Annotated in this window: 13 protein-coding genes; 6 read left to right on the top strand and 7 right to left on the bottom strand. The window is 64.8% G+C overall.

Annotation, left to right across the window (positions count from 1 at the left end; all coding sequences use genetic code 11):
* Positions 1 to 53: 53 nt before the first annotated feature.
* A complete protein-coding gene (ybeY, locus tag BMW28_RS06610; protein ID WP_091815673.1) occupies positions 54 to 530 on the top strand; it encodes an rRNA maturation RNase YbeY in 477 nt (158 codons plus the stop codon).
* Here the strand turns inward: ybeY and BMW28_RS13225 are convergent.
* Positions 527 to 1,204: a toprim domain-containing protein gene (locus tag BMW28_RS13225; RefSeq protein ID WP_091815672.1), complete on the bottom strand. Its 678-nt coding sequence runs from the start codon at positions 1,202 to 1,204 to the stop codon at positions 527 to 529. The two genes, ybeY and BMW28_RS13225, sit on opposite strands and share 4 nt — an antisense overlap.
* Positions 1,205 to 1,342: 138 nt before the next feature.
* Between BMW28_RS13225 and BMW28_RS06600 the strand changes: the two genes are divergently transcribed.
* On the top strand, positions 1,343 to 1,771 hold the full coding sequence (locus BMW28_RS06600; protein WP_091815669.1) for an Hsp20/alpha crystallin family protein: 429 nt from the start codon (positions 1,343 to 1,345) through the stop codon (positions 1,769 to 1,771).
* Positions 1,772 to 1,840: 69 nt separating this feature from the next.
* Here BMW28_RS06600 and pgi read toward each other — a convergent pair whose 3' ends face one another.
* From pgi to BMW28_RS06575, 5 genes are all read right to left on the bottom strand, one after another.
* Entirely contained in the window at positions 1,841 to 3,475 is a 1,635-nt protein-coding gene (pgi, locus tag BMW28_RS06595) for a glucose-6-phosphate isomerase (protein ID WP_091816162.1), read from the bottom strand.
* A gap of 19 nt (positions 3,476 to 3,494) precedes the next feature.
* A complete protein-coding gene (tal, locus tag BMW28_RS06590) occupies positions 3,495 to 4,451 on the bottom strand; it encodes a transaldolase (RefSeq protein WP_091816159.1) in 957 nt (318 codons plus the stop codon).
* A gap of 169 nt (positions 4,452 to 4,620) precedes the next feature.
* Positions 4,621 to 4,854, bottom strand: a complete 234-nt coding sequence (locus BMW28_RS06585) for a hypothetical protein (RefSeq protein ID WP_091815666.1) — start codon at positions 4,852 to 4,854, stop codon at positions 4,621 to 4,623.
* A 122-nt stretch (positions 4,855 to 4,976) separates the two neighbouring features.
* Positions 4,977 to 6,305 (bottom strand): glycerate kinase type-2 family protein, encoded by a 1,329-nt coding sequence (locus tag BMW28_RS06580; protein ID WP_091815664.1) that lies wholly within the window; start codon positions 6,303 to 6,305, stop codon positions 4,977 to 4,979.
* Positions 6,302 to 7,270 (bottom strand): TIM barrel protein, encoded by a 969-nt coding sequence (locus tag BMW28_RS06575; RefSeq protein WP_327020813.1) that lies wholly within the window; start codon positions 7,268 to 7,270, stop codon positions 6,302 to 6,304. The genes BMW28_RS06580 and BMW28_RS06575 overlap by 4 nt, the downstream gene beginning before the upstream one ends.
* A gap of 28 nt (positions 7,271 to 7,298) precedes the next feature.
* On the opposite strand from BMW28_RS06575, the gene BMW28_RS06570 reads away from it, so the two are divergent.
* From BMW28_RS06570 to BMW28_RS06560, 3 genes are all read left to right on the top strand, one after another.
* Positions 7,299 to 9,110 carry a PHA/PHB synthase family protein gene (locus BMW28_RS06570; RefSeq protein ID WP_091815657.1) on the top strand — a complete coding sequence of 604 codons (1,812 nt, stop codon included), beginning with the start codon at positions 7,299 to 7,301 and terminating at the stop codon, positions 9,108 to 9,110.
* Positions 9,111 to 9,230: 120 nt separating this feature from the next.
* Positions 9,231 to 10,661 (top strand): bifunctional enoyl-CoA hydratase/phosphate acetyltransferase, encoded by a 1,431-nt coding sequence (locus BMW28_RS06565; protein WP_091816156.1) that lies wholly within the window; start codon positions 9,231 to 9,233, stop codon positions 10,659 to 10,661.
* Positions 10,662 to 10,773: 112 nt separating this feature from the next.
* Entirely contained in the window at positions 10,774 to 12,000 is a 1,227-nt protein-coding gene (locus BMW28_RS06560; RefSeq protein ID WP_091815654.1) for an acetate/propionate family kinase, read from the top strand.
* Positions 12,001 to 12,051: 51 nt separating this feature from the next.
* Here the strand turns inward: BMW28_RS06560 and BMW28_RS06555 are convergent, their stop codons facing one another.
* Positions 12,052 to 12,516 (bottom strand): winged helix-turn-helix transcriptional regulator, encoded by a 465-nt coding sequence (locus BMW28_RS06555; protein ID WP_091815651.1) that lies wholly within the window; start codon positions 12,514 to 12,516, stop codon positions 12,052 to 12,054.
* A 125-nt stretch (positions 12,517 to 12,641) separates the two neighbouring features.
* Between BMW28_RS06555 and BMW28_RS06550 the strand changes: the two genes are divergently transcribed.
* Positions 12,642 to 13,958 (top strand): D-amino acid dehydrogenase, encoded by a 1,317-nt coding sequence (locus BMW28_RS06550; protein ID WP_091815649.1) that lies wholly within the window; start codon positions 12,642 to 12,644, stop codon positions 13,956 to 13,958.
* Positions 13,959 to 14,039: the final 81 nt, after the last annotated feature.

The following is a 14,039-nucleotide window of genomic DNA, read 5'->3' as shown; positions in this document are numbered from 1 at the left end:
GCGCAGGTACCGATACACCGACCTGCCCGACGCCCGACTTTACCGACTTCATCATGCCAGCCCCCCTTCCGCCCCTGTCCCTGTCGCTGCAGTTCGCCCGCTTCGATGACGTGGCCGAACACCGCGCTGCCCTGCCGCGCCACAAGGTCACGCGCTGGATCCGTCATGCGCTGGATGGCGACGTGCTGCAAGCCGAAATTACCGTACGCATCGTCGATGCCGAAGAGGGCCAGACGCTCAACCGCGACTACCGCCAGAAGGACTACGCCACCAACGTGCTGACCTTCGACTACAGCAGCGCGCCAGTGGTGATGGCCGATCTGGTACTGTGCGCCCCGGTGGTGGCACGCGAAGCTGCCGAGCTGGGCAAACCCCTGGCCGAGCACTACGCCCATCTGCTGGTGCACGGCACGCTGCACGCGCAGGGCTGGGACCATGAAACCGGCGAGGAAGAGGCCGAAGCGATGGAGGCCGAAGAAATCGCCATCCTGGCCGGTTTGGGACTGGCCAATCCCTACGCACAGCCCTAGCCAAACACATCGACCACCGCACGCAAGTCACTCTCGCGCACGACATGTGCATGGCGCGTCGCAGGCTGGACGCAGGCCTCAAACAGCACCTGCTGCGGCAGGCTGCCCAGGCCACGGTAGACAAACTGCTGCACATCCAGCCCGCCCTGCTCCAGCGCCAGCTGGCGCAACTGCTGCAACTGCGGCTGCGCATACGCCTGCTGCAGCAGGATTTCGCCCGTCTCCCCATCCGTCCAGCGCACGGCCCCCAGCGGCGGCCGCACCATCCAGACGCGCTCCTCCCGCAGCAATTGCGGCAGCCAGCGCTGCAGGTACAGCAGCACCAGCGCACCAATGTGGATGCCATCGGCGTCGGGATCGAATAGCAGCATGAGGCGCGCAAAACGCAGCGTGGGCAAGGCCGCACCTTCGGCATGCGCCGTCGCCCCCTCCAGCCCCAGCGCCATGGCCAGCTGCTGGTACAGGGGGCTTTCTGCCACCTTGCGCTCCGATGCCCGCCACGCGTTGAGCGGCTTGCCCTGCAGAGGCAGAACCGCCTGGCGCAATGACTGCCGCACAGCAGCCACCGACTGCGCCGCCGAGTCCCCTTCCACCAGAAGCAGCTCCGCCTGCTCCCCGTGCTGCTGGCTGTCCAGCAGGACTGCCGACGCCTGCCCCCGGTAATACCCCATCATCCCTCCTGCTACAGCGGCGCAGCTACATTTCGATACCCCTGCCCCGCCCTTGAAATGCCCCTGGAAAATCCCAACTGGATAGTATCCAACGTTGCCGGCACCGTTGATTCTTCATGCATTTTTCCCAGGAGACATCCCATGAATTCTCTGATGACTCGCGGCAGTCTGTTCGATGACTTCTTCAAGGACGTGGCGCCCGGCTTCTTCGTGAAGCCCCTGCATGGCGACCCGTTGCCCTCTGCCTCGCAAATCCGCATCGACGTGAAGGAAACCGACAAGGACTTCACCGTGCAGGCGGACATACCCGGCGTTAGCAAGGAAGACATCCACGTTTCCGTTGAAGGCAGTATCGTCACCCTGCGCGCCGAAATCCGCCAGCAGGACCGCCAGACCGAAGGCGAAAAGGTGCTGCGCACCGAGCGCTACTACGGCGAGGTGTCGCGCAGCTTCCAGTTGCCGTCCGATATCGACGAAGCCAACGCCAAGGCCAGGTATGACAACGGCGTGCTGTGCCTGACCCTGCCCAAGAAGATCAGCAGCGCGCCACAGCGCCTGACGGTCGAGTAACAGCGTCGACGCGGCGGGGCGTCTGCCGGCACGCCCCTCCTCTGCCCGCATCTTGCGGGCATTTCTTCTTCAAAGCAGACGCGCCAACAGATCCGCCGTGGACGGATCGAGCCCTTCGGCATCGCCCGATTCCATCCGGGGGATGATGTCCTTGGCCAGCCGCTTGCCCAATTCCACCCCGAACTGGTCGAAGCTGTTGATGTTCCACACGGCTCCAGCCACAAATACGCGGTGCTCATACAGCGCCAGCAAGGCACCCAGCGCACGCGGAGTCAGCTCGTCCAGCAACAGGAAGGTACTCGGACGATTGCCCGGGCAACAGCGCTGCGGATCCGGATCGTCACGCCCCACCATCAGCGCCTGCGCCTGTGCCAATGCATTGGCCAGCAACAGGCGATGATGCAACTGCCACGGATGGTGCGCCTTCCGGACCGCGATGAATTCCACCGGCAACACGTGGGGTCCCTGATGCAGCAGCTGGAAGAACGCATGCTGCCCGTTGGTACCCGGCTCACCCCACACGGTTGGCGCCGTCAGATACAGCAGATGCTCGCCATCGCGGCTCACCCCCTTGCCGTTGCTCTCCATCTCGAGTTGCTGCAGATAGGCCGGCAAGGCCTGCAGGCCGCTGTGGTACGGCGCCATGCAACGTGCGGCGTGACCCAGGAAGCTGCTGCGCCAGACATCGATCAGACCCATGCGCAGAGGCAGGTTCCGGGCCGGCTCCGCCTCCAGAAAGTGCCGATCCACCGCATGGGCGCCGGTCAGAAATTCCCGGAACGCCTCCGCCCCGATGGCAATGGCCAGTGGCAGGCCGATGGCCGACCAGACCGAGTAGCGTCCCCCCACCCAGTCCCAGAAGCCGAAGGTGGTGCGGATACCAAGCTGCGCCGCCGCCTCCAGATTGGTGGTGATGCCGACGAAATGGTCCTGCACGCGATCAGCCCAGGCACCCTGCTCCGCCTCGCGGGACCACTGTAGCGCAGTGGCTGCATTGGTCATGGTCTCAAGCGTGGTGAAGGTCTTGCTGGCAATGATGAACAGCGTGCTGCGCGGCTGCACCTGGCGCAACACGGCCTGCAGTTCATGCCCATCGACATTGCTGACGAAGTGGAAACGCTTGCCCTGCACCACGAAAGGCTCCAGCGCACGCACCGCCATCCGCGGCCCCAGATCGGAGCCGCCGATGCCGATATTGACGACATCGGTGATCTCCGGCCGGGCGCGCACCGCCTCCGCAAACGCCAGGAACTGCGTACGGACCGCATCCATCTCGTGCCAGACCGGCTGAAGGTCGGCCGGCAACCCTCCGGACGTCGGCGCACGCAACAGCCAGTGCATCACCTGCCGCTGTTCGGTCGTGTTGATGGCACCCCCGCTGAACATGGCATCGCGCAGGGCACAAACCTTCTGCTCCTCCGCCAGGCGCAACAGGGCCTGCATCACGCCTTCATCCAGATGGGATTTGGAAAAATCCACATGCAGCAAGAGGCGGCCGTCTGCATCGTTCAGTGTCTGGCTGAAGCGCTCAACGCGCCGTGCATCCTCCGTAAAGGCGCGGCGCAGGTCGAAGGTGGAGGTGTCGAGCAGGCGATACCCGCCTGGCTCATGATGATTGACCGGGAAGCAACGCGCCAGCTTGCTCAACGACTCCCATGCAGGTGCGTCAATGGCCAGTCCGGCGTCGTATGCATCCTTGTGCATCATGAGGGTCGGGAACCGATCAGGCCGCCGCCAGCATCAGTTGTTCGAGCTTGCCTGCATCGGCAGCAAACGCCCGGATGCCCTCGGCCAGCTTTTCAGTCGCCATGGCGTCCTCGTTCAGCGCATAGCGGAAGCTGGCCTCGTCGTAGCGGATGGCCGGCATCGGCTCTTCGCCTGCCATGGCCGGATTGAGCGCCGGCACGAAACCCGACGGGGCCTCGGCATCGGACAGCTGCGCCAGCAGATCCGGGCTGATGGTGAGCAGATCACAGCCCGACAGCGCCATGATCTGGCCGATGTTGCGGAAGCTGGCTCCCATGATTTCGGTGCCGATGCCATGCTGCTTGAAGTACTGGTAGATGCGGCGTACCGACTGCACGCCGGGATCGTTGGCGCCCGCCATGGCCACCTCGTCCCACTGGCTGCCGGCCTGCTTCTTGTACCAGTCGTAGATGCGGCCCACAAAGGGCGAAATCAGCTGCACGCCGGCATTGCCGCAGGCCACGGCCTGGCAGAAGGCAAACAGCAGGGTCAGGTTGGTGCGGATGCCCCTGGCTTCCAGTTGCTGCGCCGCCTGGATGCCTTCCCAAGTCGAGGCAATCTTGATCAGCACACGGTCGTTGCCGATGCCCTGCTGGTTGTACAGCGCCATGATGCGTTCGGCACGTGCCACGGTGGCAGCGGTGTCAAAGGACAGACGCGCATCCACCTCGGTGGAGACGCGACCCGGCACCAGCTTGAGAATCGCACAGCCAAACTGCACCAGCAGTTCGTCCATGGTGCGCGCCAGATCCTGCGTACCTACACACTGCACCGTCTCGGTGAGCAGCGGCGCGTAGTCGGCTTTCTGCACCGCCTTCAGGATGAGCGAGGGGTTGGTGGTGGCATCCTGCGGCTGGAATTGCACCATCTGGTTGAAGTCACCGGTGTCCGCGACCACCGTTGTGGATTGTTTGAGGGCATCAAGCTGGTTCATGTAGGCCATTATGCTGGATTTCCTCATCCGGCCAAGCCCCGCAGCCCGGCAAAAACCGTCCAGATGTGACGAGCTATGTCACCGGTTTTTCATCCGGATTTGCTAGGTCGAGGCACCCTGCCAAAGACGCCGGACCGGAGTCGCCCGCTTCACGCGCAGCGTGCAGAGGTCAGATCGCGTCCGGATCCTCGCTCACGCTGGCCTGGATGGAGTCGATCAGCTGGCGGAAAGCCTCGCGCACCTGCGCCTCGCTGCAGCCCATCAGCAGCGCATCGTCGAGCGAATCCTGCAGCAGTTCGCGCAACTCCGTGTAGTTCTCGTTCAGGACCTTGACCTTCTCGAAACAGGAGACCACGCTGCCGTCCGGCTTGCGCCAGGTGATGGGGGAAGACGAATCTGTCATGGACAGGAATTGTACGAGGCGACGGATTGCCCTGCAGGGCAGCGTTTTTCCGGATCGTCCACAGAGCTGCACCCGCAGCCTGTACGCTCCAGGTCATGCTCGGGCTCACGCCACACACCCACTCAGGACTGCGCCAGTGTCCCCGCGGCGATCAGGATGGCCCGGAAGTCATTCACGTTGGTCAATGTCGGCCCGGTGATCACGGCATCGCCAATGGCGCCGAAGAAGCCATGCCCATTGTTGGCGTCCAGCGCGGCGCGCGGTGCCAGCCCCTGGCTCCAGGCACGCGCCAGCGTATCGGGGCCACACAGCGCACCAGCCCGCTCTTCGGCCCCATCCACACCGTCGGTATCCGCCATCAGCGCGTACACGCCCTGCTGCCCTCCTAGCGCGATCGCACAGGACAGCAAGGCCTCCACATTGCGTCCGCCGCGCCCCTGCCCGCGCACGGTCACCGTCGTCTCTCCGCCTGACAGCAGCACACAGGGCGCTGCCACAGGCTGTCCATGCCGCACCACCTGCAAGGCCATGCCCGCCAGCATGCGTCCTACATCACGCGCCTCGCCTTCCAGCGCACTGCCCAGAATCAGGGGCTGATACCCTCCGGCACGTGCCAAGGCTGCCGCCGCTTCCAGTGCCTGCTGAGGCGTAGCTACCAGATGCACCCTGTTGCCTTGCAGGCGCGCATCATCCGGCTTGATGCTTTCTCCCTGCCCACTCTCCAGCCATTCCCGCGCCGCGTCCGGCAGCGCAATGCCGTAGCGCTGCACGATCTCCAGTGCGTCAGCGCAGGTCGTCGGGTCGCCAACCGTCGGCCCCGACGCAATTTCCGCAGGGGCATCACCAGGCACATCCGAAATCAGCAGGCTACGCACGCGCGCCGGATGGCAGGCGGCCGCCAGCCTGCCGCCCTTGATCGCGGAGAGGTGGCGACGCACACAGTTCATCTCGTGAATGCTCGCTCCCGATGTCAGCAAGGCACGGCTGAGCGCCTGCTTGTCTGTCAGGCTCAGGCCCGGCGCCGGCAAAGGCAGCAAGGCCGAACCCCCGCCGGAAATCAGGCACAGCACCAGATCATCGACCGTCAGGCCCTGAACCAGTTGCAGCATGCGCTGCGCAGCCTGCAGGCCCGCCTCGTCGGGCACCGGATGCGCCGCCTCCACAATGGCGATCCGCTCGCACGGAACGGCATGGCCATAGCGCGTCACCACCAGCCCCGAAAGCTGCTCCGTGCGTCCGCGCCAATGCTGCTCCACCGCCTGCGCCATGACGGCCGATGCCTTGCCTGCCCCGATCACCACCAGCCGGCCTCGAGCGCCTAGTTCGGACGGATCTGGCACGTGCGGCGGAACGCACACCGAGGGCTGTGCTGACGCCACCGCCGCATCGAACATGCGTCGCAACAGCTGCCCGGCAGCAGTGGCCGCCAGCGGGCCGGAAGTCGCCTTCATGCGCCATCTCCTTGCAGACTCAGTCCGTGCGCGGCGATCCAGGCCAATCCCGCCTGGGTACCGGCGGCCTCGGCACTGAGAGGCAGATACTCGCACCCGACCTGCCCCGAATACCCCAGCGCATCCAGCAACGCAAACAGCTCCCGGTACGCCATGCTGCCCGTGCCCGGCTCATGCCGCCCCGGCACATCGGCAATCTGGATGTGCCCGATGCGGGACAGATGCTGCCGCAGCATGGCAGGCACATCGTCGCCCATGCGGGTGGCATGGTAGAGGTCATATTGCACACGCACGTTGTCCGCGCCGACCTGCCCCAGCAGCTCCAGCGCCTGTTCCAGCCGCGAAACGCCAAAACCCGGAATGTCGAAGGAGTTGATCGGCTCCACCAGCAGCTCCAGACCATGCTGCGCCAGCCGTGATGCTGCATGGCGGAGATTCCCGACCAGCGTGTCTGTCACCTCCTGCGCCGACAGCGTTGCCGGAACAATGCCCGCCAGGCAGTTGATGCGCGGCACGCCCAGTGCCAGCGCGTAGTCCAGCGCCTGCCCGACGCCGGCCCGGAACTCTTCCACGCGATCCGGCAGCACGGCAATTCCACGTTCGCCCCCCTCCCAGTTGCCGGCCGGCAGATTGATCAGCTCGAGCCTGAGATCCTGCGTGCGCAATACCTGCGCCAGCTCCATGGCGGGCACGGCATAGGGGAACTGGCACTCCACCGCCCGGAATCCTGCGTATGCCGCCGCCGCAAAACGATCGACGAAGGGCAGGTCCGCAAACAAAAGACTGAGGTTGGCGCAAAGACGGGGCATGGGAAAAGAAACGGAAACGTTGCCAAAGTGATGCGAAGGGGTCGCTGCCAGCAGCCGAAAATACCCCCAAACGCGCAAAATTTTTGTTGCGGTGCAACAATTTACAGATAAGTTACCCAAATGACATAAACCACCTTTAGCATATCGGGTATTCATCAATATCAGGGAAAGTACGAGTACGAGTATGCGCAGTCCCAAAATTCCGACACGCCCCCAGGCAATCGTCTCCGAACAGGCCGCTCGCCTGCTGGACCAGAAGTTCCAGGCCTCCGTCGCCAAGCTGACCGGATCGCAGTCCCCCGCCCTCAACACCATGGCCTTCTTCGACTGGGCCATCCACCTGCTGGTCTCCCCCGGCAAGCAATTGGTGCTGGCCCAGCTGGCGCAGCAGCACCTGCAGCAGCTGCAGAGCCTGGCCATCGAGAGCGCGGCCCTGGGCATGGAAACCGGCATGTCCAAGGCGCTGCGTGGCAACCAGCCCTCGCCCGAGCCCAGCGAGCCGATTCCGGTGCCGATCAGCGACCGCCGCTTCAAGGATCCGGCCTGGAGCCAGTTCCCCTTCAACGTGATGCAGCAGGCCTACCTGATGCAGGAAAAGTGGTGGCAGGAAGCCACCCGTGACGTGCGCGGCGTGGATCCGCACCACAGCGAGTGGGTGTCCTTTGCGGCACACCAGTGGCTGAGCATGTTCTCGCCCTCCAACTTCATGTGGAGCAACCCCACGGTGCTCAAGCGCACCATGCAGGAAAGCGGCGCCAACCTGCAGCGCGGCGTGCGCAACCTGCTGGAAGACACGCAACGCCAACTGGCCCACTCGCCGCCGGCCATCAGCGAAGAGTTCCAGATCGGCAAGGACATTGCCGCCACCCCCGGCAAGGTGGTGTTCCGCAACAACCTGATGGAACTGATCCAGTACACGCCCACCACCAAGCAGGTGCGCCCCGAACCGGTGCTGATCGTGCCGGCCTGGATCATGAAGTACTACATCCTGGACCTGTCTCCGCACAACTCGATGATCAAGTACCTGGTGGACCAGGGCCACACCGTGTTCGCCATTTCCTGGAAGAACCCGGGCCTGGCCGAGCACAACCTGGGCATGGAAGACTACCTGGAGCGCGGCCTGTTCGCGGCCATCGATGCCATCAACGCCATCGTGCCCGACAAGAAGATCCACGCCACCGGCTACTGCCTGGGCGGCACCCTGCTGTCCATCGGCGCGGCCGCCATGGCACGTGATGACGACGACCGCCTCGCCTCCATGACGCTGTTCGCCGCCCAGACCGACTTCTCCGAGCCGGGTGAACTCGCCCTGTTCATCGACGAGAGCCAGCTCAACCTGCTGGAAGCCCAGATGGCCGAAACCGGCTACCTGGATTCCAACCAGATGGCTGCTGCCTTCGTCTGGCTGCGCTCCTTCGACCTGGTGTGGTCGCGCATGGTCAACGAATACCTGCTGGGCGACCGCGCCCGCAGCATGGACCTGATGGCCTGGAACGCCGACTCCACCCGCATGCCGGCCCGCATGCACACCGACTACCTGCGCCAGATGTTCCTGCACAACGATCTGGCCCGCGGCAAGTACCTGGTGGGCGGCCGTCCGGTGGTGCTGAACGACCTGAAACTGCCGATCTATGTCGTCGGCACCGAGAGCGATCACGTCGCTCCCTGGAAGTCGGTCTACAAGATCCACCTGCTGTCCGATGCCGAAATCACCTTCGTGCTGACCAACAGCGGCCACAACGCCGGCATCGTGAGCGAGCCGGGCCACGCACGCCGCCACTTCCGCGAAGTGACCCGCGAGCACAACGGCAAGTACATGGCAGCCGACGAATGGGCGCAGAACGCCCCCGTTACCGAAGGCTCCTGGTGGCTGTCCTGGGACAAGTGGCTCAACGCCCGTTCCGGCGAACCCACCGCCCCGCCCGCCATGGGCGCTGCCAAGGGCGGCTACCCGGTGCTGGAAGACGCACCCGGCCTGTACGTGCTGGAACGCTGATTGGCGTTTTCCGCCATGGCCTCCCGCCCTGACTCCCCTGCTGCCGGCAACGCCGGCAGCCTCCCTCATTCCTTCATCCACGGATCCATCATGGACATCGCAAGCAAAGAATTCACCTCCATGCAGCCGCAAGCCACGGCAGTCAAGCCCAGCACCGACGGCACCATGCGCAACCACATCTTCAGCGAACTGAAGGTCGGCGATTACGCCATCATGGAGCGCACGCTCACCAACGAAGACATCCAGCTGTTCGCACTCGCCTCCGGCGACCTGAACCCGGCCCACCTGGATGCCGAATATGCTGCCAAGACGCCGTTCAAGACGGTGATCGCGCACGGCATGTGGGGCGCCTCCATGATCTCCGCCCTGCTGGGCACCCAGTTCCCCGGCCCCGGCACCATCTACCTGAGCCAGACGCTGCGCTTCACCGCGCCGGTGCGCGTGGGCGACACGCTCACCGTCAAGCTGAGCGTCAAGTCGCTCGACATGGAGAAGAAGTGGGCCACACTCGAGTGCGTGTGCACGAACCAGAAGGGCAAGGTCGTGATCGCCGGCGACGCCGAGGTGATCCCGCCGGCCGAGCACATCGAGTGGACGCCGCATGACATTCCCGAAGTGCGCCTGATCCCGCGCCAGGACGGCCCGCGCCGCCTGATCGAGCATGCACGCAGCCTGGGCAGCATCAAGGTGGCCGTGGTGCACCCCTGCGACGCCGTCAGCCTGGAATCCACCCTGGAAGCCCGCAAGCTGGGCCTGATCGACCCGATCCTGGTGGCCCCGCGCAGCAAGCTGGAGTCCGTGGCCGCAGAAAACAACCTGCAACTGGACGGCGTCGAGATCGAAGACGTGCCGCACAGCCACGCTGCCGCCGAAACCGCCGTGCAACTGGTCAAGTCCGGCAAGGTCGAGGCCGTGATGAAGGGCAGCCTGCACACCGATGAGCTGATGTCCGCCATCGTCGCCAAGGACGCCGGCCTGCGCACCAAGCGCCGCATCAGCCACTGCTTCCTGATGGAGACTGCCGCCTATCCGCGTCCGTTCATCATCACCGATGCCGCCATCAACATCGCTCCCGATCTGGGTGCCAAGGCCGACATCATCCAGAACGCCATCGATCTGGCCCACGTGATCGGCGTGGACCAGCCCAAGGTGGCCATCCTGGCTGCCGTCGAAACCATCAACGCCGGCATGCAGGCCACGCTGGATGCGGCCGCCCTGTGCAAGATGTCCGACCGCGGCCAGATCACCGGCGCCGTGCTGGATGGCCCGCTGGCCTTCGACAACGCGGTGTCGCCCGAAGCGGCACGCATCAAGGGCATCGATTCGCCCGTGGCCGGCCAGGCCGACATCCTGATGGTGCCGGATCTGGAAAGCGGCAACATGCTGTTCAAGGCGCTGGATCACCTGGCCGGTGCCCACAGCGCCGGCGTGGTGCTGGGCGCCAAGATGCCCATCATCCTGACCAGCCGCGCCGACTCCGAAGAGTCCCGCATCGCCTCCTGCGCACTGGCCGTGCTGCTGGCGCACCACTACCGCGTCTCCCCTCCCTGATCGCGGTCGACTCCCCTGATACCTGTCTCCGCGAGGGGACAGGCCCCCGCTGGCGGCCGCTCTTGCGCGGCCGTTCGCACTTGCAGTTCCCATCCGGGCATGAAAGCATCGCATGAACCACCTGATCCTCGTTCTGAACTGTGGCTCGTCCAGCATCAAGTTCGCACTGTATGAATCCGACGCCAATGGCGTTCCGCGCCAGAAGGTCTGGGGCGGCAAGGTCAATGGCATCACCGGCCAGAATCCGACCTGTGACACCAGCCGCACGCCCAAGGCACCGCTGCAACTGGACCCGGCCAAGCCCTACCACGCCGCTCTCGAGCACATCCGCAACCTCGTGGTGCAGGAACAAGGCGAACGCCGCCTGTCCGCCGTGGCCCACCGTGTGGTGCATGGCGGCTCCAAGTACTTTGCCCCGGTCGTGCTCACGGACGAGATCCTGGCCGATCTGCGCACCTACATCCCGCTGGCGCCCCTGCACCAGCCGTTTGCGCTGGAAGCCATCGACGCGCTGCTGGAGATGTACCCGCGCCTGCCGCAGGTGGCCTGTTTCGACACCGGCTTCCACCACACCCTGCCCATGGTCGAGAAGATCCTGCCAATCAACTGGGACCACTGGGAACAGGGCGTGCGCCGCTACGGCTTCCATGGCCTGTCCTACGACTACATGAGCTTTGCCCTGCCCGAGCGCCACGGCGACCTGGCACGTGGCCGCACCATCGTGGGCCACATCGGCAGCGGTGCCAGCCTGTGCGCCATGCTGAATCTGGAAAGCGTGGGCACCACGCTGGGCTTCTCCGCCCTGGACGGCCTGATGATGGGCACCCGCTCCGGTGCACTGGATCCCGGCGCCGTGCTGTACATGATGGAAATCGAGAAGCTCACGCTGGAGGAAGCCGGCCGTGTGCTGTACCACGACTCCGGCCTGAAAGGCATCTCCGGCGTGTCCGATGACACCCAGGTGCTGCTGCCGCTGGAAGCCGAGAACGAGCGCGTGCGCATTGCGCTGGCACTGTACGTGCGCCGCATCGCCAAGGAAATCGCGGCGCTGGCCACGGTGACCAAGGGCATCGACCTGCTGGTGTTCACCGCCGGTGTGGGCGAGAACAACGCCATCATCCGCCAGCGCGTGTGCGAGGAACTGGGCTGGCTGGGTGCCAGGCTGGATGCCTCTGCCAACGCGGCCAACAGCCCGGTCATTTCCGCGCCGGACAGCGCCTTCACCATCGGCGTGGAGCCGACCAACGAGGAATGGGTGGCTGCCCAGCGCACTTACGAACTGGTGCAGCTGCAAAGCCGTCCCACGCCCAGGCGCGTGCCAGCCTCTGTTGAGGCCTGACGGCCGGAGACCGGCGGGGGACGGTGATCGACTACCAGATCTGAGACTGCATCAGCGCAGCTCCAGCACAAAGGTTTCCTTCACCTCCTCCATCACCACGTAGCTGTCCGACTGGCAGGGCACGGGAATGCGCTGCAGGATGTTGCCCAGCAGGTCGCGGTACTCGCGCATCGCCTGCAGCCGCGCCTTGACCAGATAGTCGAACCGCCCGGATACCAGGTGGCATTCCAGCACCTCCGGCATGTGCATCAGCTCCTTGCGAACGCGGTCGAAAATCTCGCCGGACTTGGTGCTGAGCGTCAGCTCCACAAACACCAGCACGGTCTTACCCAGTGCCTGCGGGTTGACATGGGCGTGGTAGCCGGTGATGACGCCACTGCGTTCCAGCCGGCGCACGCGCTCGGCACAGGGCGAGGTGGACAGGCCGATTTCCGAGCCGAGTTCGGTCATTGAAATGCGGCCCTGACGCTGCAGGATGTCCAGAATTTTGCGGTCGATGCGGTCCAATGCATGCATATGCTGTTTTCTCGTTGTATTGCTGCCAACTCACAGAAAATTATCTGGCAATCATCCCATATAACACGATTTTTTGCTGAGGCTTCTTTCCTAAACTTCGCCCTCATACCGTGAGGAGACGAGACATGAAGATTGCAGTCCTGGGCAGCGGCGTGGTGGGCATCACCACGGCCTATTACCTGGCCCGTGCCGGCGCCGAGGTGGTGGTGATCGACCGCCAGCCGGCAGCGGCGCTGGAAACCAGCTTTGCCAACGCCGGCCAGGTGTCGCCCGGCTATTCCACTCCCTGGGCCGCGCCCGGCATTCCGCTCAAGGCCATCAAGTGGCTGTTCCAGCAGCATGCGCCGCTGGCCATCCGGCCGGACGGCTCCCTGTTCCAGCTGCAATGGATGGCCGCCATGCTGCGCAACTGCACCAGCGAGCGCTATGCCATCAACAAGGAACGCATGATGCGCGTAGCCGAATACAGCCGCGACTGCCTGCGTGTGCTCCGCGCCGAAACCGGCATCCGCTACGAAGAACGTACCGGCGGCACCGTGCAGCTGTTCCGCACCCAGCAGCAACTCGATCATGCCGCGCGCGATACCGAGGTGCTGCAGGCCTGCGGCGTGCCGTTCGAGCTGCTGGATCGTGCCGGCCTGAACCGTGTCGAACCCGGTCTGGCCCATGCCAGCGTCCCGCTGACCGGTGGTCTGCGTCTGCCGCAGGACGAAACCGGGGACTGCCAGCTGTTCACCACGCGTCTGGCCGAAATGGCCCGTCAGCTGGGCGTGCAGTTCCGCTACGACACGCCGGTGAAATGCCTGCGCCTGGATGGCGATCGCATCTCCGGCGTCGAACTGGACACGCCCGAGCAGGAAATCCTCACGGCCGACCGCTATGTGCTGGCCTTCGGCAGCTATTCGCGCGCGCTGCTGGAGCCGCTGCAACTCAAGCTGCCGGTCTACCCGCTCAAGGGCTATTCGCTGACCATTCCGCTGCGGGATGCGACGCGTGCACCGCAATCCACGGTGCTGGACGAAACCTACAAGATCGCCCTCACCCGCTTCGACCAGCGCATCCGCGTGGGCGGCATGGCCGAGATCGGTGGCTTCGACCTGCGCCTGGATCCGCGCCGCCGCGCCACGCTGGAGATGGTCACCTCGCAGCTGTTCCCCGGCGGCGACCTTCCCGAGGCAAGTTTCTGGAGCGGCCTGCGTCCCATGACGCCCGACGGCACACCGGTGATCGGGGCCACGCGCTATGACAACCTGTTCCTCAACACAGGACATGGTACGCTGGGCTGGACGATGGCCTGCGGCTCCGGCCAGTTGGTGGCGGACCTCATCACCGGGCGCCAGCCGGCGATCCGCACCGAAGGTCTGGCACTGGACCGCTACCAGCGTTCGCACCGCCGCACATTCAGTCTGCCCGGCGCAGGGCCGGTGACGGCAAAGAGCTGAGCGAAACGCGACACATCCCGCCGACAGGGCATGGACCACAAGTCCATGTCCTTTCGGTTTTCTGCAGCCAAGCATCTTGTG

It is taken from the genome of Allobrachymonas denitrificans DSM 15123, from assembly GCF_900110225.1.
Classification (GTDB): domain Bacteria; phylum Pseudomonadota; class Gammaproteobacteria; order Burkholderiales; family Burkholderiaceae_C; genus Brachymonas; species Brachymonas denitrificans.
Note: the sequence above shows the minus strand (reverse complement) of the source record. Positions and strands in the feature narration are given on the sequence as shown.